Source organism: Gluconobacter cerevisiae, from assembly GCF_015244675.1.
Classification (GTDB): Bacteria; Pseudomonadota; Alphaproteobacteria; order Acetobacterales; family Acetobacteraceae; genus Gluconobacter; species Gluconobacter cerevisiae.
In genome coordinates, this window is the sequence record NZ_JABCQO010000011.1 from 1 (window position 1) to 21,006 (window position 21,006).

Genomic DNA, 21,006 nt, shown 5'->3' on the forward strand with positions numbered 1-21,006 from the left:
GGCGGCATGCGTTGTTTTCCATTTCCGGATGAACCGGTATTTCCGATCGATAGAAATGTGCGATTTATAGCCAAAGAACGGGATGGCGAGGTCACTGGATGGCATGGTTCCCTCATCCTGCCGCTTTGCCTTCGTGAACTTCAGTCGTCCATCGCGCATGACGGTCCTTGTGCGCCAGCTTTGCCGGTTTGTCCTGCCAGTTCTGTGGGATCCGTCCCTCCCGAAGATCCGCTTTTTCTGCATTGGTGTTCCGCTGCTTTGGAGCCGCCACCAGTGTGGCATCCAGGATCTGGCCTGACATCGGCAGATAACCAGCGCTGCGCAGGATTGTATCAAAGCGATTGAACAGACCCTCGATCGCTCCCGCCTGGGTCAGACGCTCGCGAAACAGCCAGAGTGTTTTGGCATCAGGCACACGGTCCGACAGCCCCAAGCCAAGGAAACGCATGAAGGATAAGCGGTCGTTGATGAGATATTCTGTCCGCTCATCAGACAGATGGAGGGTTCGAAAAACCCCTTGGCTCTGAGCTGTTCTGTGTGATTCCATTTCTTCGGCGTTGATTGGGGATGATGGAAGATGAAGCAGCCTGGTTTCTTTGATGTTGAAGAGCGCCTTGCTCGGCTGAGCGGGCTTGGCGATCAGCTGGAGGCCTTTTCCCGGACTGTGGATTTTGAGGTGTTCCGCCCTGATCTGGAGCTGGCTCTGGCCTATTCAGATGGAAGCAAGGGCGGGCGACCGCCATTTGATCCGGTGTTGATGTTCAAAATTCTGGTGATCCAGACGCTGAACAATCTGTCCGATGAACGGACAGAGTATCTCATCAACGATCGCCTGTCGTTCATGCGCTTCCTTGGCCTGAGGCTTTCAGATCGGGTGCCGGATGCCAAAACGGTTTGGCTGTTCCGTGAACGCCTGACCCAGGCGGGTGCCATTGAAAGACTGTTTGACCGGTTTGATACAACTCTGCGGAACGCCGGTTATCTGCCGATGTCAGGCCAGATCCTGGATGCCACGCTGGTGGCTGCTCCAAAGCAGCGCAATACAAACGCTGAGAAAGCGGATCTCCGGGCAGGACGTCTTCCAGAAGACTGGCAGGACAAACCTGCAAAGCTGGCGCACAAGGACCGTCATGCGCGATGGACGCTGAAGTTCACGAAGGCAAAGCGGCAGGATGATGGAACCATGCCATCCAGTGACCTCGCCATCCCGTTCTTTGGCTATAAATCGCACATTTCTATCGATCGGAAATACCGGTTCATCCGGAAATGGAAAACAACGCATGCCGCCGCCAGTGATGGTGCGCGATTGAGAGAGGGGCTGCTGGATAAAACCAACACGGCCTCAAGCGTCTGGGCAGACACAGCCTATCGCTCCAAAGCCAATGAAGACTTCATGGAAAAGCAGGGCTTTGTCTCAAAGGTTCATCGCAAAAAACCGCAGCTCAAGCCGATGCCCCGGCATATCCAGAAATCGAATGCAGGGAAGTCGGTGATCCGCTCCCGCGTCGAGCACGTCTTTGCCGATCAGAAATCGCAAATGGGTCTATTCATCCGAACTGTCGGTATCACCCGGGCCACCATGAGGATCGGGCTGGCCAATATCGTCTATAATATGCGCCGTTTTCTCTTCCTGGAGCGGATGAACGTGAGCGCGTAGTCATCCAGCGGGAGGGCAGTCCCCGATCTGTTCAAAACGCAGATCAAAAGCTACCCCAAAAACCGTCAATCAAATCGCCAAAAGCCTGAAATCACGAGCCAAGCGCATCAACCAACGGTTCTTCGATCCCTCCAGGTTTCGTCTATCTTCCTTGGTGCTGTTGATACCCCAATGCTCGAACAGGAAACGACAGATGGTGGATCAATACTGAATTTTGTTAACAAACCTCTATCGGCACGACATGTAGCCAACCTGATTGTCCAGACTAGTGCCGGAAAAGGGCGCGAAGTCTTTTTGCCAAAACTGGACGGTGTTTTCGCGCATGCTTGCTTAATCATGCCGTGGCTTTTACGAATAACGACACCTCTTCTTGAGAAAATAGGTCGTATTGGACTGCGACGCTTCCAGGAACATAAAGCAATTTCCAATGAATGATGATGTCTTTTAAATTCTACGATTTCTTTGAACTAAAAATAGAATTTTTATGAGTTGCATAATATCATAAAAAATACACTTTAATGTTTTATTGACGAAAAAGGGCAGGCAATCTAAAAAATCGTTTTTGTTTTACGCTTTCGGAAGGCTGTAACGTGCCCAGTGTAACGTTGACTGATTTTCTGCAAGTGACTCAATGGTCGCCTGATCAGCTTGCTCGCCAGATTGGCCGAACAACAGATGACATCCTGTGGTGGACTCATCACGACAATGAACTGCCGCCTCAGCTTCAAGAATGGATGGCACGCATTGTGACGGCATTTCAAACAGAGCCTCCCCCTCGCGGGTATGCAATGGAGCGCCCTCAAGGCTGCGCTTTCAATGAAGATCCTTCAATAACCGTCGTGTGCAATGTCTGTGGCCTTGCTCCTCGTTGTGGCCAAGGCATTTACGCAAAACATTGAGACGGCATCCTATTTTCCTGCATAGAGCCGCTCAGAAAGGCGGGAGGCAGCTTTTCGAAAAGCCTGAAAGAAATCGCGGTCAACTGCGACACTGCCGCCTGCCATACCGATAAAACCTTCGATCATTCCATTTTGAAGCATGCCTTCGGAATGGACGAGCATCCCATCAGGATCTTCCATAAAACCGGAAGACGGGGCATCGCCTGCAGGTCTTTCGCGAAGGTTTTTATTCCACGCCCCGCTCCAGTAAATTTCTACTTTTTCTGAATAAGGGCGCCCATCGACAGTATAGGCATCCATTGGTTTGCCTAGGCCCATCATATAGCCAATTTCAACCGCCGTACCTGGATCCATTTCAGGAGATCGACGGAAAGGATCAATGCAGAACAGGCCTCCGGCGCAGTGGTCCATCAGATCACGATCGGCGCGGACAAAAGCAAGAATGGTCTCTCGCCCTGGAGGCAGAAGTCGAGCCTCAGCTTGACCGTCAAAAGGCGCAATGCCTTCTAAACCGTATTCTGCACAGATTAATTTTAGCCTAGAAAACAAGGCGAGGGCTTCAGGGCGAAATACCAAATCGCCTGCCAGATAAACTGGAATAAGATTTTTCAACATAGATGAGAGCTTTTACACACTTCTAAAGCGCGAAAAAAGCCTTCTGTTTGAATGAATATATAAGGATTGATTTTTATACTAATCTCTAACAGACTTGCTTCTTATGATTATGGTCGCTGAAGAAACAGTGTTTCTTTAACACCGAGGACTACTTTCCGCTTTGGAAAAGCATTAATCGGCAAAAATAATATTTTCAGATACTTAGGATGGTGGGCGCGACAGGGATTGAACCTGTGACCCCTGCCGTGTGAAGGCAGTGCTCTACCGCTGAGCTACGCGCCCATCCGTTGGACGGGCTTCTAGCAAGATGTTGTTTTTCTGACAAGATCTTTTTCTCAGGAAGCCGGTTGCTCCGCTCCGGCTTCCTTTTTTAGGCGTTCAGAAGCCGAACATATGGTCGAGGGAGAAAGCTCCTTCCCCGTTTTCCAGTCCGTGATAGCCGAAAAGGCGGCATGTCAGGTCACGGATGAGGACGTAACCGCCCTCCCCTGCGTGATTGAGGTGGGACGCTTCGAACAACTCCTGTGGCCGCACCATGAAAGATCCATTGGGGGCGATCCTGATCGTCGTTTGGGCCAACAGCACGCCATTTGCTGCGTGAAGCAGCAATGTTGTTTCGGAAGCCTCAGTTCCTTCAACGGAAGCCGGATGGATCAGGCAGCAGAAGCTGCTCAGCGTGTCCTGAGCAGTTTTCTGACCCAGTTTCAGGAACAGCCGTGTTGTCAGGCCCGGCGGTGGTCCAGAATAGGATTGTGGCTCAGAACGCCATGTCATGAGTGTATTGAAGATGTGCGCCCCGAAACTGGTTTCCGCAGCATGGTCGCTCTCACGATGCCGGTATCGCATCATGGCGTGCAGCCATCCATCCGCCTCGCCCCCATCACGGAAATCATAGACCAGATCCGCATGACCGAGACGATCCGTCAAGTCGTGCAGAGCGACGGCCGTGTCATGATTGCGCTGAAGGTTTCCCAGAAAATGCGAGCCGGTTTTTTCGCCGGATTCATCAAACAAATCCAGCCTGACAGGGAGTGTTTCCAGCGCTTCGGACATGGGGTTGGGTTGAAGGAAAGTTTCGAAGCACTTCGGGTCAAGGATCGGGAACGGCAGCAGAAAGCCGCGGCCCAACGATGGCGGGAACTGACGGATTGCAGGATCTGGCCGCAGGTTGTCCCTCTCCACATTTAGATGTGCAATGCGGGTCCGGCCACGCTGGGTAATTTCGTAGCGTGGACGCACCAGATGCCGGCCGGAACGCAGCTCAAGCTGTGCTGGCCAATGCAATCCCGGACAAAGCGCACCGACATCCACAGCCACAGTCTCGAACGGTCCTACCGTGTGGTCGATCGGATACGCGACGTCTTCTCCCATACGATTAAAGGTAATGGCGCCAGCCGGGATCGTCGTCGCATGACTGTTCTGAACCCAGACGATGAGCGTCTCATCAGATTCCGGTGCGGGAAGGGTCGCGTAACGCACGGAGGGCCATGCATTGGCGTCATGCGTGACGGACAGACTCGGATCGCCGTTCTTGCCCCAACTGTCGAGCGCATATTTCACGACGTCATGGCCACGCGCGCCGAGAACGTGAATGAAAAGCTGTCCCGTAAACTCGGGCAGATCAAATCGCTGCCGCACTTCGGCGCTGTCGATCGTAATTCCCGCACCGGCTTCCGTTACCGGCTGCTCCCACTGTGCCAGAATCTTGCCGGTTCCATCATAGAGCCGCATCCAGTAGCGCAGGTTTTCGGCAGCATAGCTGGACCAGTAATTGGCCGTCACGATCCGGCAGGAGAAGCGGTCCGTTTCGCGGAAAAAAGCAAAATTGGTCGCGAAGTTTAGTTTGTCCAGATAGGGCCGTCCCTTGACCAGCATATCATCCGGTAAACGGGCTGGTGTGAGGGTCTGGAGTTCACGTCCGTTTAGAAGCCCCTTCAGGCGCGTCCGCATTTTCGCATCTTCAAATGACAGCGCGAGAATGACATCTGCTTCCGTCGCTGGAAGATCCACCAGTGCCCGCAGCGTACCGTCAAAACCATCCGGCTTTCCGACCTGTTCCGTATCATGGACATAGACATGCGCCGGTTTAAGGCCGGGATAGAGTGCGGCCAGTGTGCGGGCAGCATCGTCCGGGTCATAGATCGCCAGTGTCCGGTCTGCGAATTCGGCTTCCATGCGAACAAGAGCTTCAGCGGCCAGCGGGTGCGCCAGTGCCTTGTACAGAATATTGCCACCCTGCGGACTAAAGGTGCGGATATCGAGCATACAGGGGGCCCTTTCAGAGCTTCAGACGTCGGCGCATTTCTCTCGCCACGAGGGGGGTATCGTCAAGCGGGGCCACGTCCCAAGGAATCTGTTCGGGATCGAACATTTTCACGCGCCCGGCGTCTTCGAGGGTTTTGACAAAGCGTGAAATCCGGCTCGAACGCCCTGGCAGCGGAAAAACCAGCACAGGCGCGGGTGTCGCCACGGCTTCGGAAATCATGGAAACACTGTCGGTCGTTACGGCAATCATGTCTGCGCAGGCCAGCATCCCCATATAGGGGTTGTCATCTCCAGTGCCCGTCAGAACGGCAATGCCGTGTGGCTCCAGCCGTGTGCGAAAAATATCCACTGCTGCCGGATCGGTCCGGCGTGATGGCGTGAGGACGGCCTGCATGGTGTTGCGCATGGTAAAAGCGATGATTCCTTCTGCTATCCGCTCTGCTTCGGTCGCCCCCAGTGTGAAGCGGCCATTTGCCCCTCCGATCAGAACAGACAGGAGCGGACGGTCATCCTGCTTCAGCCGTTCCTCCCACTGGATGCGGGCCAGATCGAGCTTCTGCTGCGTTACGGGATGAAGCGCATTGCGCGAGATCAAGACGTTCGGCCCATTGATGCCATCATGCGTATTGGTAATCACCAGATCGAACTTTCGGACCGGCATACGCGGGTTCTGGATCTGCACAACGGGCAGCCCTTCGCGCCGTGCGACAGCCCTTCCAACAACGCCTCCGGTTCCTCCGATGCAGATGATGAGGCGTGTATCTTCAGGAATTCTGATTGGATCGACGCGTTTTAAAGGAAACGGCCAGTACCGCGCAGGAAAGCGCGACCAGAACGGCTGGATGCGGACCGGTCGGAAATCCCACTCCAGACCCGCCTTTTCGGCCAGTCCCGCACCCTGTGCGCGCATGCCAGCGAAGTCCTCCGCGATGATGATGGCTTTCATGACGGAACTCCGCAAAAAAGAAGGTGTTTCCCGAACTGCGAGAAATTTGGCAAGAAGCGCATATGACAACGTCCCAGACGCCCCCTGCCTCCTCGAATGCAACCCCAGCCGCTCCTGCTCCCGGATTTGAAGAGCTTGGGCTGATTGCGCCTCTGCTGGCAACTCTCGCTCAGGCCGGACACAAACGCCCGAGCCTGATCCAGGGGCAGGCCATTCCTCCCCTGCTTGAAGGCAAGGACGTTCTGGTCGGCTCCCAGACCGGTAGCGGCAAGACGGCGGCTTTCGTACTGCCCATGCTTCAGAAGCTCGAAGAAGCGGGCCCGGCGCCCGGCCCTCGCGCGCTCATTCTTGAGCCAACCCGCGAACTCGCCGCCCAGACGGCCGCCGTATGCCGTCAGCTCGGGCGTAGGCTTTCCCTGAAAACGCGCGTTGTGTGCGGTGGAACGTCCCGTGAGCAGCAAGTCCAGTCTGTCAGCGATGGCGTGGATATCATTGTTGCAACGCATGGTCGTCTGCTGGATCTGGTCCAGCAGGCCGATCTTGTTCTGGAACATCTGACCTATCTTGTTCTGGACGAAGCTGATCGCCTGCTGGACGAAGATTTCTCCGCCAGCATGACCGCGCTCACGCCCTATTTCCCCGATCACCCACCGCAGACTGTTTTCTGTTCGGCCACGTTGCCTGAGCCTGTGATGGATCTTGCCAAACGTGTGACGCGCAATCCTGTTCGCGTGGAAATCGCGGCGGAGTCCTTCACACCTAAAAATATCCGCCAGCGCGCGATCTTCGTGGAAAAGGACGACAAGCCCGAAACCGTGGCCCGTCTGCTGAAGCATTTCGAAGGCCGGAGCATTGTGTTCGCGCGTACGAAGAACACGGTGGATGCGCTCGCGAAAATCCTGCGGCGGCATAACCTAAGGATCGAAACCCTGCACGGTGATCGCACGCAGGGCGCTCGCAACAAGGCGCTTGACCTGTTCCGTCAGGGCCGTGTTCCCATTCTGGTGACGACCGACATCGCCTCGCGCGGTCTCGATATCCCGGATGTGGATCTCGTCATCAACATGGATATGCCTGAAACACCAGAGGCTTATGTCCATCGTATCGGCCGGACAGCCCGTGCCGGACGCAAGGGCGTGGCGTTTTCGCTGATCAATATCGATGAGCGGACTTTTCTGCGTGATGTCGAGAAACATATCGGCTACCGCGTGCGGATCGCGACGGAAGACACGCTGGACCGTTAAGCGTTGCGGCTGGCGAGAATGTTCCTCGCCAGATTTTCCCATTCCTGCGCATTATCAACGTCGGGTCTTATAGGCGGAGGAACTTCAAGAATCGCCTCCAGCGCTCGTGCAATCTCTGCGGGGTCCGGGTCACACAGCACAGCCTGCGTATCGTCGGCAAACTGTTCAACCAGCCCCCCCACACGTGTTGCGACCACATAGCGCCCGCTGGCAATCGCCATGGCTCCTACGCCGCTCTGGGACGCCTCACGATAGGGCAGCACCACGATATCGGCCCATTCGACAAGCGCGGGCAAAGCGTCTTCTTCAACCCAGCGGTTCTCGACACTAACGTTTTCGAGCGTCGCAAGCCTGCTGAGTTCTGGGCTTTGCGGGCCCTGCCCGACAACTCGGCATTCAAAAGCAGGGCGGACTTGCGGCAGAGCCTCCGCCAGCAGGTCCAGCCCCTTGTAGGGCAGAAGGCGTCCGAACATGAGAATGCGGGGCGCGCCTCGGTGAGCAAATGGCACTGTGCCTGTCCCGCCGATAAAGGGTGGATGTGCCAGTGACGTTACGGGACATTGCACGGCATGTGGCCCTGACGTCAGCCCGTCGGCAACATGGCGACTGAACGTGACGATCTGATCGGCGTGACGGATCAACCTTCGCTGCAACAAGGCCTGCAACGGATATCCGTCTCCCGGATGCGGCTGAGCATCATGCACGATGACGACGGTCCAGACGCCTGCTCTGTGGAGCACCTGCGTCATGAGCATGTCCAGCGGCCCCGGCATGGCGCAGATCGCGACATCCGGGCGGAAATCCTTCACGATCCGTGCAAGCTGTCTGCGAAGCCAGGGCGCCGTCAGAAGTCGTTTTAGCAATCCGGGGAGCGAACTATATGTTGCGACCTTGACCACGGCTTCCGGTGCATTTTTGCTTCGCAGGATTTCCGCCCGTTCTGATAGGCAGAGCAGAACCTCCGTCCCCGCCAGTCTTTTCAGGCCGTCCGCCAGATCCACCGCAATGCGTGGCCCCGCGCCCCGCCGCCCCCACTGCCAGATGAGGATGCGTTCAGAACATCCCCTCACGGTTGAACTCCAACGGCCTGCGCTGCATCGCGCAATGTTGCACCATTCAGGCGAGTCGCAATTCTGTGTCTGGCCTGTGCTCCAAGCATGGCGCGCAGATCCGGATCATCGGCCGCAGTGCGAAGAGCCTGAATGGCGGACTCCATGTCAGGCTGTGCCCATTGCGTGTCCGGCATGTCCCAGATCCCACGAGGATCACGGGCGGGAACGAGAGTATAGGCAACCGGGAAGCCGCAGGTTTCGTCCATAAACTCGGCCGTTGCGGACCAGTCCGTTGCAATCACGCACCGCCCGAGCGCCATAGCCTCCGCCACCACAAGCCCAAACCCCTCGCTGCGATGCAGGGACAACACGATATCCGCACATTCCGTCAGAGCGAGCCTGTCGGCACCATTGAGCTGTCCGGTTTCGATACGGATATTGGGGGCTCCTCCGATGGCCGCCCGGATCGTCGCCAGATCTTCGGGGTAATGCGCGGTATGACCAATTTTCAGGAGCAGAAGCCGGTCCGTGCGGTCCCCAAAGGCTTTCCTGAAGGCCTGGATTGTCTCAATCGGGCTTTTGCGGACCATGCTGGACGAGAGACTGAACGAAACGAGAACAATCACGCAGTTCTCCGGCAACCCGAACGATGCCCGATCCCGCCCGGAGGATTTTTCCTCCGCAAGACCAACCGGATGTTCCACAACCCGCACCGGACGTCCAAGAGAGCGCAGGGCATCAGCGGTGAACTGCGAGGGTGCCCAGATTTCATGCACATGCCGCTGGGCGATGCGCCATATTTCCGGAACGACCGGCAGTTCCCACGCCCAGTATCCGATAACCCGACGTCCTGTCCGCAGCGCGCGTGGCATGAAGAACTGGGCATAAGGCAGCATGGGAGCATTCACATGCATTACCAGCGGCGCTCCCGGTCCCGTCCTGTCTCCTTCGAGGACGCGACGGTCAATATCCCATGTCGCGCAGGGAATCCCCATCTCCCGCAGCGCCCGGACCATCAATCGCGCGCCTTCGCCCAGCCCGGAACTGCGACTGAATTCGCCAGCAACGATCATCCCCTGTGCCGCAACAGATTTCTGCGGTCTGACTGGAGGCACGGCCAGAGCGGTGGCCCGGACGAAAAAGCGTCGTCGGGCGTCAGCAGGAAAGCGCTGCCATACTTTGTGAAAAATGGAGAGAGACTGTTTCATCGTCCGTTCATGGGGCGTCTGTCCTTGGTCGTGGACGGGGGCAAGGAACCGAAATCTCTGGAAAACCGGGCGGAAAACAGAAAACGATACTATCAGACCGGCCTCGGAAAAATGTGACTTCTTTCCGCTATGGAAGGAAAGAAAGGCGATGTTTCCTCTCTGGCGACCTGCGCCCAACGTGCTTACACTACAATCCATGACCGATCCATGTCCTACGCTCTGCGGTGCAGGTATGGCTTCGCCGGGCTACCGGACGGAGGGTGCCCGTTGTCGCGTCAGTCCGCGACGGAGGGGGATGACATGAGTTGCAAGGCGGGACAGCGGCATCACCCTGTGCGGGTCCGTCAGCCCCGTCTGTCGGAAACGCTGCCCGGTTTCGGACAGCCCCCGCCCGTCTTTAAGGTGAGTCTGCCCCCGCCCGATCTTGCCATGTGGCGTCTGCCGCCTTCAGGCGTGCCCGGCGTATGGATCTTCGATTCGGGGCGCTCCGGCCCTGAAATCGTTATCACCGCCATGGTCCATGGCAACGAATATGCCGGGGGATGGGCGCTTGAGAACTTTCGCCGACGAGGCGTGTCCCTGATATCGGGGCGTCTGACCTTCATCGTGGCCAATCTGGAAGCCTTCGACCGGTTTGATATCAGCAACCCCGTCATGGCCCGCCATGTCGACGAAGATCTGAACCGCCTGTGGCACAGCACACGCCTGAATGGACGCGACCATTCCAGCGAGCTTGAACGGGCCAGACAGCTTCAGCCTTATATCGCCCGGGCGGATCTGTTGCTGGATCTGCATTCCACGCTCTGGCCGTCCGAGCCCCTGTTCATCGCCTCTCCCCGTCAGCGGTCGGCAGAACTGGCCTGCGCTCTGGCGGCAGGGCGAAATCTGCCTCAGACGGTGCTGACGGATCTGGGGCATCAGGGTGGTTCACGCCTGATCGAGCATGCGCATTTTATGTCGCCGGGTGGGACGGGCCGAAGCTGTCTTCTGGAAGCGGGATCTCACTGGGAGACTGGAACCGTCACGGTTATGGAAAGCGCCATCGAGCGTCTTCTGGCGCAGGCTGAGGCCATTCATCTGCGTGGACATGCTACGCAGGAATCCTGCGAGCCCGCATTGGCCGTCGTGACCGACAACATCATTGCCCGGCATTCGGATTTCAGTTTCGTCAGGCCATGGGAGGGCGGGGTCACGATTCCTAAAGCGGGAACGCCCCTCGCCCATGACGGGCATGATCTGATCTACACACCCTATGACGAGTGCCTGCTGATCATGCCCAATCTGCGTCCCCGTCGAGGACAACTTGCGGTGCGTCTGGCCAGACGCACCGCATCACCGTTCAGATCTTAGGCAGACGCGCGGTCATAGATCGGGAAGCGACGGCACAGGGCCTTCACTTCTTCATGGACGCGGGCCGTGACGGCTTCGGAGTTTTCTTCCTCAAGAGCTGCCGTCAGCACTTCGTCGATCATACGGCCGACTTCGCGGAACTCGGCTTCGCCGAAACCACGCGCCGTTGCCGCCGGGCTGCCCAGACGGATGCCGGAAGTCACAAACGGCTTTTCCGGATCGAACGGGATAGCGTTCTTGTTCGCCGTTATGCCGGCACGTTCCAGAATGGCTTCGGCCAGCTTACCCGTCACCTTCTTCGGACGCAGATCCACGAGGATCAGATGGCTGTCTGTGCCGCCTGTGACGATGTCGAAGCCGCGGTTCTGAAGCTCGTCCGCCAGCGCGCGGGCATTGGCGAGAACACGCTTCTGATAGTCCTTGAACTCGTCTGAAAGGGCCTCACCGAACGCAACCGCCTTGCCTGCGATGACATGCATGAGCGGGCCGCCTTGCAGACCGGGGAACACGGCGGAGTTCACCTTCTTCGCCAGATCTGGGTCGTTCGTAAGGATGATGCCGCCACGCGGGCCACGCAGCGTCTTGTGCGTCGTGGATGTCGTAATGTCCGCAACCGGAACCGGGTTTGGATACAGGCCAGCGGCAACCAGACCGGCAAAATGCGCCATGTCCACCATCAGATACGCACCGACTTCATCGGCAATCTTGCGGAAACGGGCGAAGTCGATGACGCGCGGATAGGCGGAGCTGCCAGCCACGATGATCTTCGGCTTGTGCTCGCGGGCCAGCGCTTCCATCTGGTCGTAGTCGATCAGCCCGTCTTCTGCGCGAACGCCATACTGCACGGAGTTGAACCACTTGCCCGAATAGTTCGGAGCTGCGCCATGCGTCAGGTGTCCACCAGCGGCAAGGCTCAGGCCGAGAATCGTATCGCCCGGCTTGGCCAGCGCCATGAACGCGGCCTGATTGGCATTGGCGCCCGAATGCGGCTGCACGTTTGCGAATTCCGCGCCGAACATCTTTTTCAGACGCTCGATGGCGAGGTTCTCAACACGGTCCACGTCCACGCAGCCGCCGTAATAGCGCTTGCCCGGAAGGCCTTCCGCATACTTGTTCGTCAGCACCGAACCCTGTGCTTCCATAACGGCGAAAGAGGCCATGTTCTCCGAAGCGATGAGCTCGATGCCGTCCTGCTGGCGCGTCAGCTCCTCGTTCAGGATGGTGGCAACTTCGGCATCAACCTCCTTGAGGGGGGCATGAAAGAAACGATTCAGCGTGGACTGGCTGGCGTGTTCCGACATCGTGGTCCATTCTCCAGGGTGAGTTCGGCATGTGACTAGCCCAGATTGCCTGCCTCGGCAAAAACAATCCGCCTAACAAACGAGGATCCTTCATGACCACTCCGCTCTGGCGGACCAAACCCGTATCATCCGCAGCTGACAGCCAGACTGGCCTCAGGCGTGTTCTCGGTCCCTGGCAGCTCGTCGCCCTCGGTATCGGCGTGACGATCGGTGCTGGTCTTTTCTCTCTCACGGGCGTCGCGGCTGGCCAGAATGCCGGTCCAGCCGTGACGCTTTCTTTTGTTATCGCCGCCGTGGCCTGCGGTTTTGCCGGTCTGTGTTATGGCGAACTTGCCAGCATGATCCCATCGGGCGGATCGGCATATTCGTATGCCTATGCCTCCATGGGAGAGCTGATCGCCTGGATCATCGGGTGGGATCTCGTTCTGGAATATACCGTGGGGGCCGCTGCTGTTGCATCCAGCTGGTCGGGTTATCTCGCATCACTGCTGGGAGGCTGGGGCTTTCACATCGATCCCCGCCTGCTGGCCACCCCTATGACGCCTGTCACGATGTCGGACGGATCCATTGCTGCGGCCTGGTTCAACCTTCCGGCCGTCTGTGCAATATGGGGCGTCACAGCCTTGCTGATGCGGGGTGTGAGTGAGTCGACGACCATCAATACGGTCGTCGTCTGCATCAAGCTTTCCGTTATCGTCGCCGTGATTGCGGCTTGTGCGCCTCATATCAACATCGCGCATTATCACCCGTTCATACCGCAGAACACCGGAACATTCGGTCAGTTTGGCATGTCCGGCGTCATGCGGGCTGCAGGCATGGCCTTCTTTGCCTATTTGGGCTTCGATATCGTCTCCACGACCGCGCAGGACAGCCGGAATCCGGCCCGCGATATTCCAATTGGCATTCTTGGAAGTCTGCTCGTCTGCTCGATCGTTTACGCCGTGTTCTCAATGGTCCTGACGGGCGTGGTTGATTACCGAACCATGGCCAACGATCCAAGTCCGGTCGCTACGGCCATCGACGTGGCAGGAATGCCCTGGTTGGCCAGTCTTGTAAAACTGGGGATTACCGCCGGATATGTTTCGGTACTGTTTGGGCTGCTAATGGGACAGGCCCGCGTTTTTCTCATTATGTCTCATGATGGTCTGTTGCCAGGGATTTTCTCACGTCTCAACGTCCGTACCCGTACACCCTGGACGTCACATCTGCTTTTCGCGGTCCTGACAAGCTTTCTCACCGCGTTCCTTCCCATCGGACAGCTTGGTAACATGACGTCCATCGGCACTCTTCTGGCCTTTATCATCGTCTGTGTCGGGGTTCCGGTTCTGCGCTACAGGCATCCCGAAGCTCCGCGCCAGTTCCGTGTGCCAGGTGGCTTGCTGATACCTGTGCTCGGTGTTTTGTCCTGTGGAGCCGTGATGGTGTCGCTTGATCTCCTGACATGGATCCGGCTTGTCGTCTGGCTGGTGATTGGGCTTGTTGTCTATTTCGCCTACGGCATCCGCAACAGTCGACTTTGCAGAGACCAAAGTTAGGCGCATGATTGGGGGTATGAGCAATGCAGCATACCCCCTCTCCCGCCCGCGGCGTAATCGCCACGATGCTTTCACCCGCCGTCTGGTGCAGGAACATCGCCTGCATGTCGACAACCTGATCTGGCCGATTTTCGTCTGCGAAGGCGAAAACCAGCGTCAGAAAGTCGACTCCATGCCGGGTGCCGAACGCGTCAGTGTGGACAATGTCGTCGAACATGTCCGACAGGCCGTGGACCTCGGCATTCCGGCCATTGCCATCTTCCCGGTTACGCCCATGAGCGTCCGCGATGCGACTGGCACTGAAGCTCTCAACCCGGACAACCTGATGTGTCGCGCTTCCCGCACCATCAAGGACGCCTTTCCCGATCTCGGCATCATTGGCGACGTGGCGCTCGACCCGTACACCGATCATGGACATGACGGCGTGATCGAGAACGGACGCATCCTCAACGACGCCTCCGTGGAAATCCTCCGCCAGCAGGCCCTCAATCAGGCCCGTGCAGGCAACGACATCATCGCGCCGTCCGACATGATGGACGGCCGCGTAAAAGCCATCCGCGAAACACTTGACGGCAATGGCTACGACACGACACGCATCATGGCCTACACGGCAAAATACGCCTCTGCCTTTTACGGCCCGTTCCGCGATGCGCTGGGGTCCGGCAGCCTGCTGCACGGGGACAAGAAGACCTACCAGATGGACCCGGCCAATTCCGATGAAGCCATGCGTGAAGTCGAGCAGGACCTGCGCGAAGGCGCGGATATGATCATGGTCAAGCCGGGCATGCCCTATCTCGACATCATCCGTCGTGTCCGTGAACGCTTTGAAGTTCCAACCTTCGCCTATCAGGTGTCGGGCGAATACGCGATGCTCATGGGCGCCATTCAGAACGGCTGGCTCGACCGTGATCGTACGATCATGGAAAGCCTGATCGCCTTCAAGCGCGCAGGTTGTAACGGCATCCTCACCTATTTTGCTCTGGATGCCGCCCGTCTTCTGCGGGACGAACGCTGAAAAGTCCACAGACCCGAGGTGTTCAGTCCTATTACACAGGGCTGAACGCCGAAAACATTGCAGCCCGACTCCTTGAGGAACGCGGGCTGACAATTATGGCGCGCAGATTACGGACGCCTTACGGCGAAATCGATCTTCTAGCAGCAGATTTGGAATGGCTGATTGCCGTTGAGGTCAAACAGAGACGGACTTTGCGGGAAAGTGCATCCTGCCTGACTGTCAGACAGTCCCAAAGGCTGATGGAAGCCTTTGAGTATGTCCTGCTGACAAAACCGGAGTGGCAGCGGCCCAACACGCGGTTTGATCTGATCGTCGTGGATCTGTCAGGTCAGGCGCGACGCATTCAGGATGCGCTGCGCCAGTTCTGAAAGGATCAGGTGCGACGGACGCGGGCGTGGTGGTGAGCTGAGGCGACCGCAATATGAGTATGAGCGCTTGCATGCGGGCGGTAGGCGACGTTGCGGATGACAGCGTGTGAGCTGCTCCAGGCAACGGCCGTATTATGTGAACTGGTGCGGCGCGCAAGTGCATGGTGGAAAACGGCGCGATGATAGACCGGCGTGGCGGTCAGTGCATCGAAGGTCAGCTTGCTGGCTTCATAGTCGGTGATAGCCGGACGGGCGTAAGCCTTGCCTGCCCCCATGCAAATACCGACACCCATGATGCCCAGAGCAATTCTGCCAACCCAGTTCCGCGCCATTGACGTTTGTCCCATCCCGTTCTGATGGAAACAGCCTATGCGCTGAACTCGGGGTCCGGCAACCCCTGATGGGAAAGTTTCCGAAAAAATCAAGGTCCTGCCACTTTTCGTCGCTTCATGGCTGAATTGTGGCAGGAGCAATGCTTAAAAAGTGCTGAATTCAGCACTTTTTGCCAGAGTCGCACCCGAATCAGGCGTTGGCGGTGGTAACGCCTTTTTCGGTCAGCAGAGTCTCAAGCTCGCCGCTTTGATACATGTCGGTTACGATATCGCAGCCGCCCACGAACTCGCCCTTGACGTAAAGCTGCGGCACCGTCGGCCACTGCGAGAAATCCTTGATTCCCTGACGCAGTTCGGCGCTTTCAAGGATATTGCAGGTTGCAAACGGAACGCCAAGATGCGTGAGAATCTGGACCACGCGTGCGGAGAAGCCGCACTGCGGGAAGAGCTTGTCACCCTTCATGAACAGCATGACCGGATTGGCGTCGATCAGGGTCTGGATATGCTGGAACACGGTTTCGGACATTGGATTTTCCTTGGTTCGGCAGGTCGGACAGAACGTCCGCTCCTGCTGTCAGTGCTCGTCTGGAAAAAAAGACGTCAGCCCCGGCTCTTAAGGGGTGAGCGTCTTGAGGGCCATCGCATGCAGTTCGGTGCCCATGCGGGTTCCGAACGCATCATAAACCAGTTTGTGCTGGCGTACACGCGAAAGCCCGCGGAAGGCTTCGCTCGTAACCTGACAGGCGTAATGATCCCCGTCCCCGGCGAGATCTTCGATCTCGATCCGGGCGTCAGGAATGGCGGCGAGAATCGTGCGTTCGATTTCAGAAGCTGCCATCGGCATAAAAATCAGGCTCCCTCACCCATGAACTGCGGGAAGAACGCGGCATTGATCTCGCTGAGACGCTCCGCGCTGACACTGACGGTTCCCGGAAGAACCAGATCACTGCCGCCCGAACGTCCCAGACGGATTGCCGGAACATTGGCCTTCTCTGCGGCTTCGACAAGGGCTGCACCATCGGACGTTGCAATGACGTAGCAGCCCTGATCCTCACCGAACCAGAAGGCATGCGCGGCAATGTCCGTCGGAGCGGCTTCAAGCGTGCAGCCGACGCCGCTCGCCATCACCATTTCCGCGACCGTCACCAGCAGACCGCCATCGGCGATGTCATGACAGGCTGCAACCGCACCCGCTGTAATCTGGCTGCGTACGAAGTCTCCGTTACGACGTTCGACGGCAAGATCGACCGCCGGCGGCGCTCCGTCTTCACGCTGGCAGATTTCGCGGAGCCACAAGGACTGTCCGAGTTCGCCCCGGATAGAGCCGACCAGCACCAGATCGTGGGCATCCGGCATCGCAAGCCCGATGGACTTGGATGCATCCGCGAGCACGCCAAGCGCGCCGATCGCTGGCGTCGGCAGAATTGCCTGAGCTTCACCGGACGGTGAGCGCGTCTCATTATACAGCGAGACGTTGCCGCTTACGACCGGGAAGTCGAGCGCGCGACAGGCATCGCCCATGCCTTTGATGGCATCGGCGAACTGCGCCATGATTTCCGGCCGTTCCGGATTGCCGAAGTTCAGGTTGTCCGTCACGGCCAGTGGCGTTGCACCGGTTGCCGTCAGGTTCCGCCATGCTTCGGCGACTGCTTGAGCGCCACCCGTCTTGGGATCGGCCTGACAGTAACGTGGCGTGCAGTCCGTCGTCAGGGCAAGACCCAGACGCGTATCGTCAACGCGGACGACTGCCGCATCGGCTGCACCCGGACGACGCGCCGTGTTGCCACCGACCGAGCCGTCATACTGGTTCCAGACCCAGGCGCGGGACGCCAGATCCGGGCAGCCGATCAGCGTCAGCAGCGCCTTCTCGATTCCTTCCGGGTCAGCGGGCGTTTCAATCCGTGCGGGTGCCGTCAGCGGCACGGTCGGACGGTTATAGAGCGGAGCTTCATCCGCCAGCGGAGCCAGCGGAATATCGGCTTCGATTTCGCCATGATGACGGATCGTGATGCGGCCCGTATCGGTCAGCACACCGATGATGGCGAAATCCAGCTCCCACTTCGCGAAGATCGCGCGTGCAACTTCGGTCCGCTCGGGCTTGAGGACCATGAGCATACGCTCCTGGCTCTCGGAGAGCATCATCTCGTAAGCCGACATGTTCGGCTCGCGCTGCGGAACAGCATCAAGATTCAGCTCGATGCCAACGCCGCCTTTGCCGGCCATTTCAACGGCAGAAGACGTCAGACCGGCCGCGCCCATGTCCTGAATGGCGACGATCGCATCGGTGGCCATCAGTTCGAGGCAGGCCTCGATCAGCAGCTTCTCGATAAACGGATCGCCAACCTGAACCGTCGGACGCTTGGACGCCGCTTCCTCGTCGAATTCCGCCGAAGACATGGTCGCGCCGTGAATGCCATCACGGCCCGTCTTGGAGCCGACATAGACAACAGGATTGCCTACGCCCGCCGCAGCCGACAGGAAGATCTTGTCCTGCTTGGCCACACCCACCGTCATGGCGTTGACGAGCGGATTGCCGTCATACGCCTTGTGGAAGTTGACCTCGCCGCCGACGGTCGGAACGCCAACGCAGTTACCGTAGCCGCCAACACCACGCACGACACCATCGACGATGCGACGCGTGCCCGCATGTTTCGGGTCACCGAAGCGCAGGGCGTTGAGGTTCGCAACCGGACGCGCGCCCATCGTGAACACGTCACGCAGAATGCCGCCGACGCCTGTCGCCGCGCCCTGATAGGGCTCGATGAAAGACGGGTGGTTGTGGCTCTCCATCTTGAAGACGGCGGCCAGACCTTCGCCGATATCCACGACGCCTGCGTTCTCGCCCGGCCCATGGATGACCCATGGCGCCTTGGTCGGCAACGTCTTGAGATGAATGCGGGACGATTTGTAGGAGCAGTGCTCGGACCACATGACGGAGAAAATTCCAAGCTCCGTAAAGCTCGGCGTCCGTCCCATGATCGTGACAAGCTTGTCGTATTCCTCGCCGGTCAGTCCGAAAGACTGGGCAAGCTGGGCATCAATCGTCACACTCATCCGACAAGAGCCTCCACAATGCCTTTGAAAAGCGGCACGCCGTCGGTTGCGCCGATTTCGGGGTCAGTCAGGTTCTCCGGGTGCGGCATCAGGCCACAGACACGGCCATTCTCGCTCAGAATCCCGGCGATGGAGCGCGTGCTCCCGTTGGGGTTGGTCGCACGATCATCGTCCGAAACCGCACCATCCGCCCCACAATAACGGAACGCCACGCGGCCTTCGCCTTCAAGACGCTTCAGCGTCTCGGGAGAGGCCGTGTAGTTCCCGTCACCATGTGCCAGCGGCGCGCGGAACACATCACCTCGCGCCCAGCCCTGCGTATAGGGCGACGACGCGTTTTCAACCTTCAGGTGGCAGTCCTGCGACAGGAAGCGCAGCCCTGCGTTGCGAAGCAGTGCGCCCGGCAGAAGATGGGATTCCGTCAGGATCTGGAAGCCATTGCAGACACCCAGAACATGACCGCCCTTGCCTGCGAATGCCTTGACGTCATGCATGATCGGCGAATGTGCGGCCATAGCGCCACTACGCAGATAGTCCCCGAAGCTGAACCCACCCGGAAGCACCACGAGGTCCAGATCCCCCAGAGAGGTTTCCCCGTGCCAGATCAGACGCGGCGTCTGCCCCGTCACCAGCTTCAGGGCATGGACCATGTCGCGCTCCCGGTTCGTGCCGGGAAATACGACGATACCTGCCTTCATTTCTGGCCCTCCGCCGGAGCGGACGCATGGCACGGATAGGTGTCATGCAGGGCGCGATAGACAGCCTTGCCCGCAGGCTCCGTCAGCGCGTCGTTGTGGGCATGCAGCCAGGCGACAACCAGACCGCGGATTTGCGGCGCAGTCTGCTGGGCCGGAACGCAGAACGCGACCGGAGCAGATTCATCATGGGCGAAGGTGTCGTACTTCTTAGCCCAGGCCTCACCGTCCATCAGGCCGGACAGATAGGCGTCGCACATCCCGATGGAGGACTTGCTGGAGCACATCTGGCCCAGAGCCTTGCCCGAAACCTTGGACACGCGCTGTGCGTGCGCCGGGGCTACGACAAGAGCCGGAGCCGCTGCGAGACCGGCCAGCAGGAAGATCGTGGAAAGACGGGTCATCCGGCCACCTCAACGCTGAAATCCTCAATGACCTCATTGGCCAGAAGTGCGCGCGCCATGGCCTCGCCCTGCGCGAGTGCGTCGGCGGCATTGTCGGCCGGAACATCGAGTTCAACGACGCGATTGATGCGCACTTCGCCCAAACCCTTGAAGCCAAGGGTTTCCAGAGCATGGCCCACGGCCTTGCCCTGCGGATCGAGAACGCCGTCTTTCAGGGAAACAAAAACACGGATTTTCACTGAACTGCCTCCGGACCCTTGAGGTCACCATTCCCGGACTCGGGCAGAATCCCGAGACGCTTTGCCACTTCCTGATACGCTTCCTCGACGCGACCCATGTCGCGGCGGAAACGATCCTTGTCCAACTTCTCGTTCGTCTTGGAATCCCACAGACGGCAGTTATCCGGCGAGATTTCGTCGGCTAGAAGAATACGCATCTCCTCGCCTTCCCAGATCCGTCCGAATTCCAGCTTGAAATCGACAAGCGTGATGCCGACAGCCGTGAACATGCCCATCAGGAAATCATTTGTTCTGAGCGCAAGCTGGTTCATGTCGTCCATGTCCTGCGGTGCGGCCCAGTTGAACGCTGCGATATGCTCTTCCGACACCATCGGGTCGTTGAGCGCGTCGTTCTTGTAGTAATATTCGATGATCGTGCGCGGCAGGCGCGTCCCCTCGGGGATGCCAAGCCGCTTGGCCAGCGAGCCCGCCGCCACGTTGCGTACCACAACTTCAAGCGGGATGATCTCCACTTCGCGGATGAGCTGCTCGCGCATGTTCAGCCGACGGATGAAGTGGGTCGGGATGTTAATCTCGTGAAGCTTGAGCATCAGGTATTCGCTGATGCGGTTGTTCAGGACACCCTTCCCGGTGATGATGCCGCTCTTCGCGCCGTTTCCGGCGGTGGCGTCATCCTTGAAGTACTGAACGAGTGTGCCGGGTTCTGGGCCTTCAAAAAGAACCTTGGCTTTGCCCTCATAGAGCTGGCGGCGGCGAGCCATGAGCAATCCTTAGCGTTGCGCCGTCCTGACAAAAGATGCGGACGGCTGGAGCAGCGACGAATTGTG

At 58.2% G+C, this 21,006-nt stretch carries 21 protein-coding genes, 1 tRNA gene and 1 pseudogene; 7 read left to right on the forward strand and 16 right to left on the reverse strand.

Translation table 11 applies throughout. The annotated features are described in order from the left end of the window. Positions 1-514 (reverse strand): annotated as a pseudogene (locus HKD21_RS11800) (transposase); the annotation flags it as partial. Positions 515-577: 63 nt separating this feature from the next. Here HKD21_RS11800 and HKD21_RS11805 point away from each other — a divergent pair. Then, positions 578-1,657: an IS5 family transposase gene (locus HKD21_RS11805; protein WP_194255859.1), complete on the forward strand. Its 1,080-nt coding sequence runs from the start codon at positions 578-580 to the stop codon at positions 1,655-1,657. Between the two features lie 171 nt (positions 1,658-1,828). Then, positions 1,829-2,092, forward strand: a complete 264-nt coding sequence (locus tag HKD21_RS11810; RefSeq protein ID WP_194255860.1) for a hypothetical protein — start codon at positions 1,829-1,831, stop codon at positions 2,090-2,092. A 473-nt stretch (positions 2,093-2,565) separates the two neighbouring features. Here the strand turns inward: HKD21_RS11810 and HKD21_RS11815 are convergent, their stop codons facing one another. The 4 genes from HKD21_RS11815 to HKD21_RS11830 form a co-directional block, all read right to left on the reverse strand. Beyond that, positions 2,566-3,171 carry a nucleoside 2-deoxyribosyltransferase gene (locus HKD21_RS11815; RefSeq protein WP_194255861.1) on the reverse strand — a complete coding sequence of 202 codons (606 nt, stop codon included), beginning with the start codon at positions 3,169-3,171 and terminating at the stop codon, positions 2,566-2,568. Positions 3,172-3,378: 207 nt separating this feature from the next. Continuing rightward, positions 3,379-3,453: transfer RNA gene (locus tag HKD21_RS11820), tRNA-Val, on the reverse strand. Positions 3,454-3,549: 96 nt separating this feature from the next. After that, positions 3,550-5,436, reverse strand: a complete 1,887-nt coding sequence (locus HKD21_RS11825) for an adenine nucleotide alpha hydrolase family protein (protein WP_194255862.1) — start codon at positions 5,434-5,436, stop codon at positions 3,550-3,552. Positions 5,437-5,449: 13 nt separating this feature from the next. Continuing rightward, positions 5,450-6,382, reverse strand: a complete 933-nt coding sequence (locus HKD21_RS11830; protein ID WP_194255863.1) for a mitochondrial fission ELM1 family protein — start codon at positions 6,380-6,382, stop codon at positions 5,450-5,452. A 62-nt stretch (positions 6,383-6,444) separates the two neighbouring features. On the opposite strand from HKD21_RS11830, the gene HKD21_RS11835 reads away from it, so the two are divergent. Continuing rightward, positions 6,445-7,626 carry a DEAD/DEAH box helicase gene (locus tag HKD21_RS11835; RefSeq protein ID WP_194255864.1) on the forward strand — a complete coding sequence of 394 codons (1,182 nt, stop codon included), beginning with the start codon at positions 6,445-6,447 and terminating at the stop codon, positions 7,624-7,626. Here HKD21_RS11835 and HKD21_RS14585 read toward each other — a convergent pair. Together HKD21_RS14585 and HKD21_RS11845 are read right to left on the reverse strand one after the other, a co-directional pair. Beyond that, positions 7,623-8,696 (reverse strand): glycosyltransferase family 4 protein, encoded by a 1,074-nt coding sequence (locus HKD21_RS14585; RefSeq protein ID WP_194255865.1) that lies wholly within the window; start codon positions 8,694-8,696, stop codon positions 7,623-7,625. The two genes, HKD21_RS11835 and HKD21_RS14585, sit on opposite strands and share 4 nt — an antisense overlap. Then, positions 8,693-9,886 carry a glycosyltransferase family 4 protein gene (locus tag HKD21_RS11845; protein ID WP_194255866.1) on the reverse strand — a complete coding sequence of 398 codons (1,194 nt, stop codon included), beginning with the start codon at positions 9,884-9,886 and terminating at the stop codon, positions 8,693-8,695. The genes HKD21_RS14585 and HKD21_RS11845 overlap by 4 nt, the downstream gene beginning before the upstream one ends. 300 nt (positions 9,887-10,186) lie before the next feature. Here HKD21_RS11845 and HKD21_RS11850 point away from each other — a divergent pair, with 300 nt between their 5' ends. After that, positions 10,187-11,236, forward strand: a complete 1,050-nt coding sequence (locus HKD21_RS11850; protein ID WP_194255867.1) for a M14 family metallopeptidase — start codon at positions 10,187-10,189, stop codon at positions 11,234-11,236. On the opposite strand, the gene glyA is transcribed toward HKD21_RS11850, so the two are convergent. Next, on the reverse strand, positions 11,233-12,537 hold the full coding sequence (gene glyA, locus HKD21_RS11855) for a serine hydroxymethyltransferase (protein WP_194255868.1): 1,305 nt from the start codon (positions 12,535-12,537) through the stop codon (positions 11,233-11,235). The two genes, HKD21_RS11850 and glyA, sit on opposite strands and share 4 nt — an antisense overlap. A 92-nt stretch (positions 12,538-12,629) precedes the next feature. Here glyA and HKD21_RS11860 point away from each other — a divergent pair, with 92 nt between their 5' ends. From HKD21_RS11860 to HKD21_RS11870, 3 genes are read left to right on the forward strand one after another with little or no spacing between them, the layout of a single operon-like run. Then, positions 12,630-14,072: an APC family permease gene (locus HKD21_RS11860; protein WP_194255869.1), complete on the forward strand. Its 1,443-nt coding sequence runs from the start codon at positions 12,630-12,632 to the stop codon at positions 14,070-14,072. Between the two features lie 4 nt (positions 14,073-14,076). Further along, positions 14,077-15,087 (forward strand): porphobilinogen synthase, encoded by a 1,011-nt coding sequence (gene hemB / locus HKD21_RS11865; protein WP_407646574.1) that lies wholly within the window; start codon positions 14,077-14,079, stop codon positions 15,085-15,087. Between the two features lie 56 nt (positions 15,088-15,143). Next, the gene (locus HKD21_RS11870; protein ID WP_194255940.1) at positions 15,144-15,455 is read left to right on the forward strand and encodes a YraN family protein; all 312 of its coding nucleotides are present in this window, start codon (positions 15,144-15,146) and stop codon (positions 15,453-15,455) included. 5 nt (positions 15,456-15,460) lie between these two features. Here the strand turns inward: HKD21_RS11870 and HKD21_RS11875 are convergent, their stop codons facing one another. The 8 genes from HKD21_RS11875 to purC all read right to left on the reverse strand — a co-directional run bounded on the left by HKD21_RS11875 (position 15,461) and on the right by purC (position 20,940). Continuing rightward, positions 15,461-15,787 (reverse strand): hypothetical protein, encoded by a 327-nt coding sequence (locus HKD21_RS11875; RefSeq protein WP_194255941.1) that lies wholly within the window; start codon positions 15,785-15,787, stop codon positions 15,461-15,463. A 190-nt stretch (positions 15,788-15,977) separates the two neighbouring features. Beyond that, on the reverse strand, positions 15,978-16,313 hold the full coding sequence (gene grxD, locus HKD21_RS11880; protein WP_194255871.1) for a Grx4 family monothiol glutaredoxin: 336 nt from the start codon (positions 16,311-16,313) through the stop codon (positions 15,978-15,980). Positions 16,314-16,400: 87 nt separating this feature from the next. Further along, the gene (locus HKD21_RS11885; protein ID WP_062032111.1) at positions 16,401-16,631 is read right to left on the reverse strand and encodes a BolA/IbaG family iron-sulfur metabolism protein; all 231 of its coding nucleotides are present in this window, start codon (positions 16,629-16,631) and stop codon (positions 16,401-16,403) included. A 5-nt stretch (positions 16,632-16,636) separates the two neighbouring features. Then, on the reverse strand, positions 16,637-18,841 hold the full coding sequence (purL, locus tag HKD21_RS11890) for a phosphoribosylformylglycinamidine synthase subunit PurL (RefSeq protein WP_194255872.1): 2,205 nt from the start codon (positions 18,839-18,841) through the stop codon (positions 16,637-16,639). Beyond that, positions 18,838-19,539, reverse strand: a complete 702-nt coding sequence (gene purQ, locus HKD21_RS11895) for a phosphoribosylformylglycinamidine synthase subunit PurQ (RefSeq protein ID WP_194255873.1) — start codon at positions 19,537-19,539, stop codon at positions 18,838-18,840. The genes purL and purQ overlap by 4 nt, the downstream gene beginning before the upstream one ends. After that, positions 19,536-19,940, reverse strand: a complete 405-nt coding sequence (locus HKD21_RS11900) for a Rap1a/Tai family immunity protein (RefSeq protein ID WP_194255874.1) — start codon at positions 19,938-19,940, stop codon at positions 19,536-19,538. Before HKD21_RS11900 ends, purQ begins: the two co-directional genes overlap by 4 nt. Next, a complete protein-coding gene (purS, locus tag HKD21_RS11905; protein ID WP_099286711.1) occupies positions 19,937-20,179 on the reverse strand; it encodes a phosphoribosylformylglycinamidine synthase subunit PurS in 243 nt (80 codons plus the stop codon). Before purS ends, HKD21_RS11900 begins: the two co-directional genes overlap by 4 nt. After that, complete coding sequence (gene purC, locus HKD21_RS11910) at positions 20,176-20,940, reverse strand: phosphoribosylaminoimidazolesuccinocarboxamide synthase (protein WP_099286712.1); 765 nt, start codon at positions 20,938-20,940, stop codon at positions 20,176-20,178. The genes purS and purC overlap by 4 nt, the downstream gene beginning before the upstream one ends. Between the last annotated feature and the right edge of the window lie 66 nt (positions 20,941-21,006).

What these genes read in the sequence shown, in the direction of transcription:
- purL (WP_194255872.1), bottom strand. Translation starts at nt 18,841, where the DNA reads ATGAGTGTGACGATTGATGCCCAGCTTGCCCAGTCTTTCGGACTGACC.
- HKD21_RS11860 (WP_194255869.1), top strand. Translation starts at nt 12,630, where the DNA reads ATGACCACTCCGCTCTGGCGGACCAAACCCGTATCATCCGCAGCTGAC.
- HKD21_RS11900 (WP_194255874.1), bottom strand. Translation starts at nt 19,940, where the DNA reads ATGACCCGTCTTTCCACGATCTTCCTGCTGGCCGGTCTCGCAGCGGCT.
- HKD21_RS11885 (WP_062032111.1), bottom strand. Translation starts at nt 16,631, where the DNA reads ATGCCGATGGCAGCTTCTGAAATCGAACGCACGATTCTCGCCGCCATT.
- HKD21_RS11850 (WP_194255867.1), top strand. Translation starts at nt 10,187, where the DNA reads ATGAGTTGCAAGGCGGGACAGCGGCATCACCCTGTGCGGGTCCGTCAG.
- HKD21_RS11835 (WP_194255864.1), top strand. Translation starts at nt 6,445, where the DNA reads ATGACAACGTCCCAGACGCCCCCTGCCTCCTCGAATGCAACCCCAGCC.
- HKD21_RS11815 (WP_194255861.1), bottom strand. Translation starts at nt 3,171, where the DNA reads ATGTTGAAAAATCTTATTCCAGTTTATCTGGCAGGCGATTTGGTATTT.
- HKD21_RS11810 (WP_194255860.1), top strand. Translation starts at nt 1,829, where the DNA reads ATGCTCGAACAGGAAACGACAGATGGTGGATCAATACTGAATTTTGTT.
- HKD21_RS11825 (WP_194255862.1), bottom strand. Translation starts at nt 5,436, where the DNA reads ATGCTCGATATCCGCACCTTTAGTCCGCAGGGTGGCAATATTCTGTAC.
- HKD21_RS11805 (WP_194255859.1), top strand. Translation starts at nt 578, where the DNA reads ATGAAGCAGCCTGGTTTCTTTGATGTTGAAGAGCGCCTTGCTCGGCTG.
- hemB (WP_407646574.1), top strand. Translation starts at nt 14,077, where the DNA reads ATGATTGGGGGTATGAGCAATGCAGCATACCCCCTCTCCCGCCCGCGG.
- glyA (WP_194255868.1), bottom strand. Translation starts at nt 12,537, where the DNA reads ATGTCGGAACACGCCAGCCAGTCCACGCTGAATCGTTTCTTTCATGCC.
- HKD21_RS11845 (WP_194255866.1), bottom strand. Translation starts at nt 9,886, where the DNA reads ATGAAACAGTCTCTCTCCATTTTTCACAAAGTATGGCAGCGCTTTCCT.
- HKD21_RS11830 (WP_194255863.1), bottom strand. Translation starts at nt 6,382, where the DNA reads ATGAAAGCCATCATCATCGCGGAGGACTTCGCTGGCATGCGCGCACAG.
- purC (WP_099286712.1), bottom strand. Translation starts at nt 20,940, where the DNA reads ATGGCTCGCCGCCGCCAGCTCTATGAGGGCAAAGCCAAGGTTCTTTTT.
- HKD21_RS11875 (WP_194255941.1), bottom strand. Translation starts at nt 15,787, where the DNA reads ATGGCGCGGAACTGGGTTGGCAGAATTGCTCTGGGCATCATGGGTGTC.
- grxD (WP_194255871.1), bottom strand. Translation starts at nt 16,313, where the DNA reads ATGTCCGAAACCGTGTTCCAGCATATCCAGACCCTGATCGACGCCAAT.
- purQ (WP_194255873.1), bottom strand. Translation starts at nt 19,539, where the DNA reads ATGAAGGCAGGTATCGTCGTATTTCCCGGCACGAACCGGGAGCGCGAC.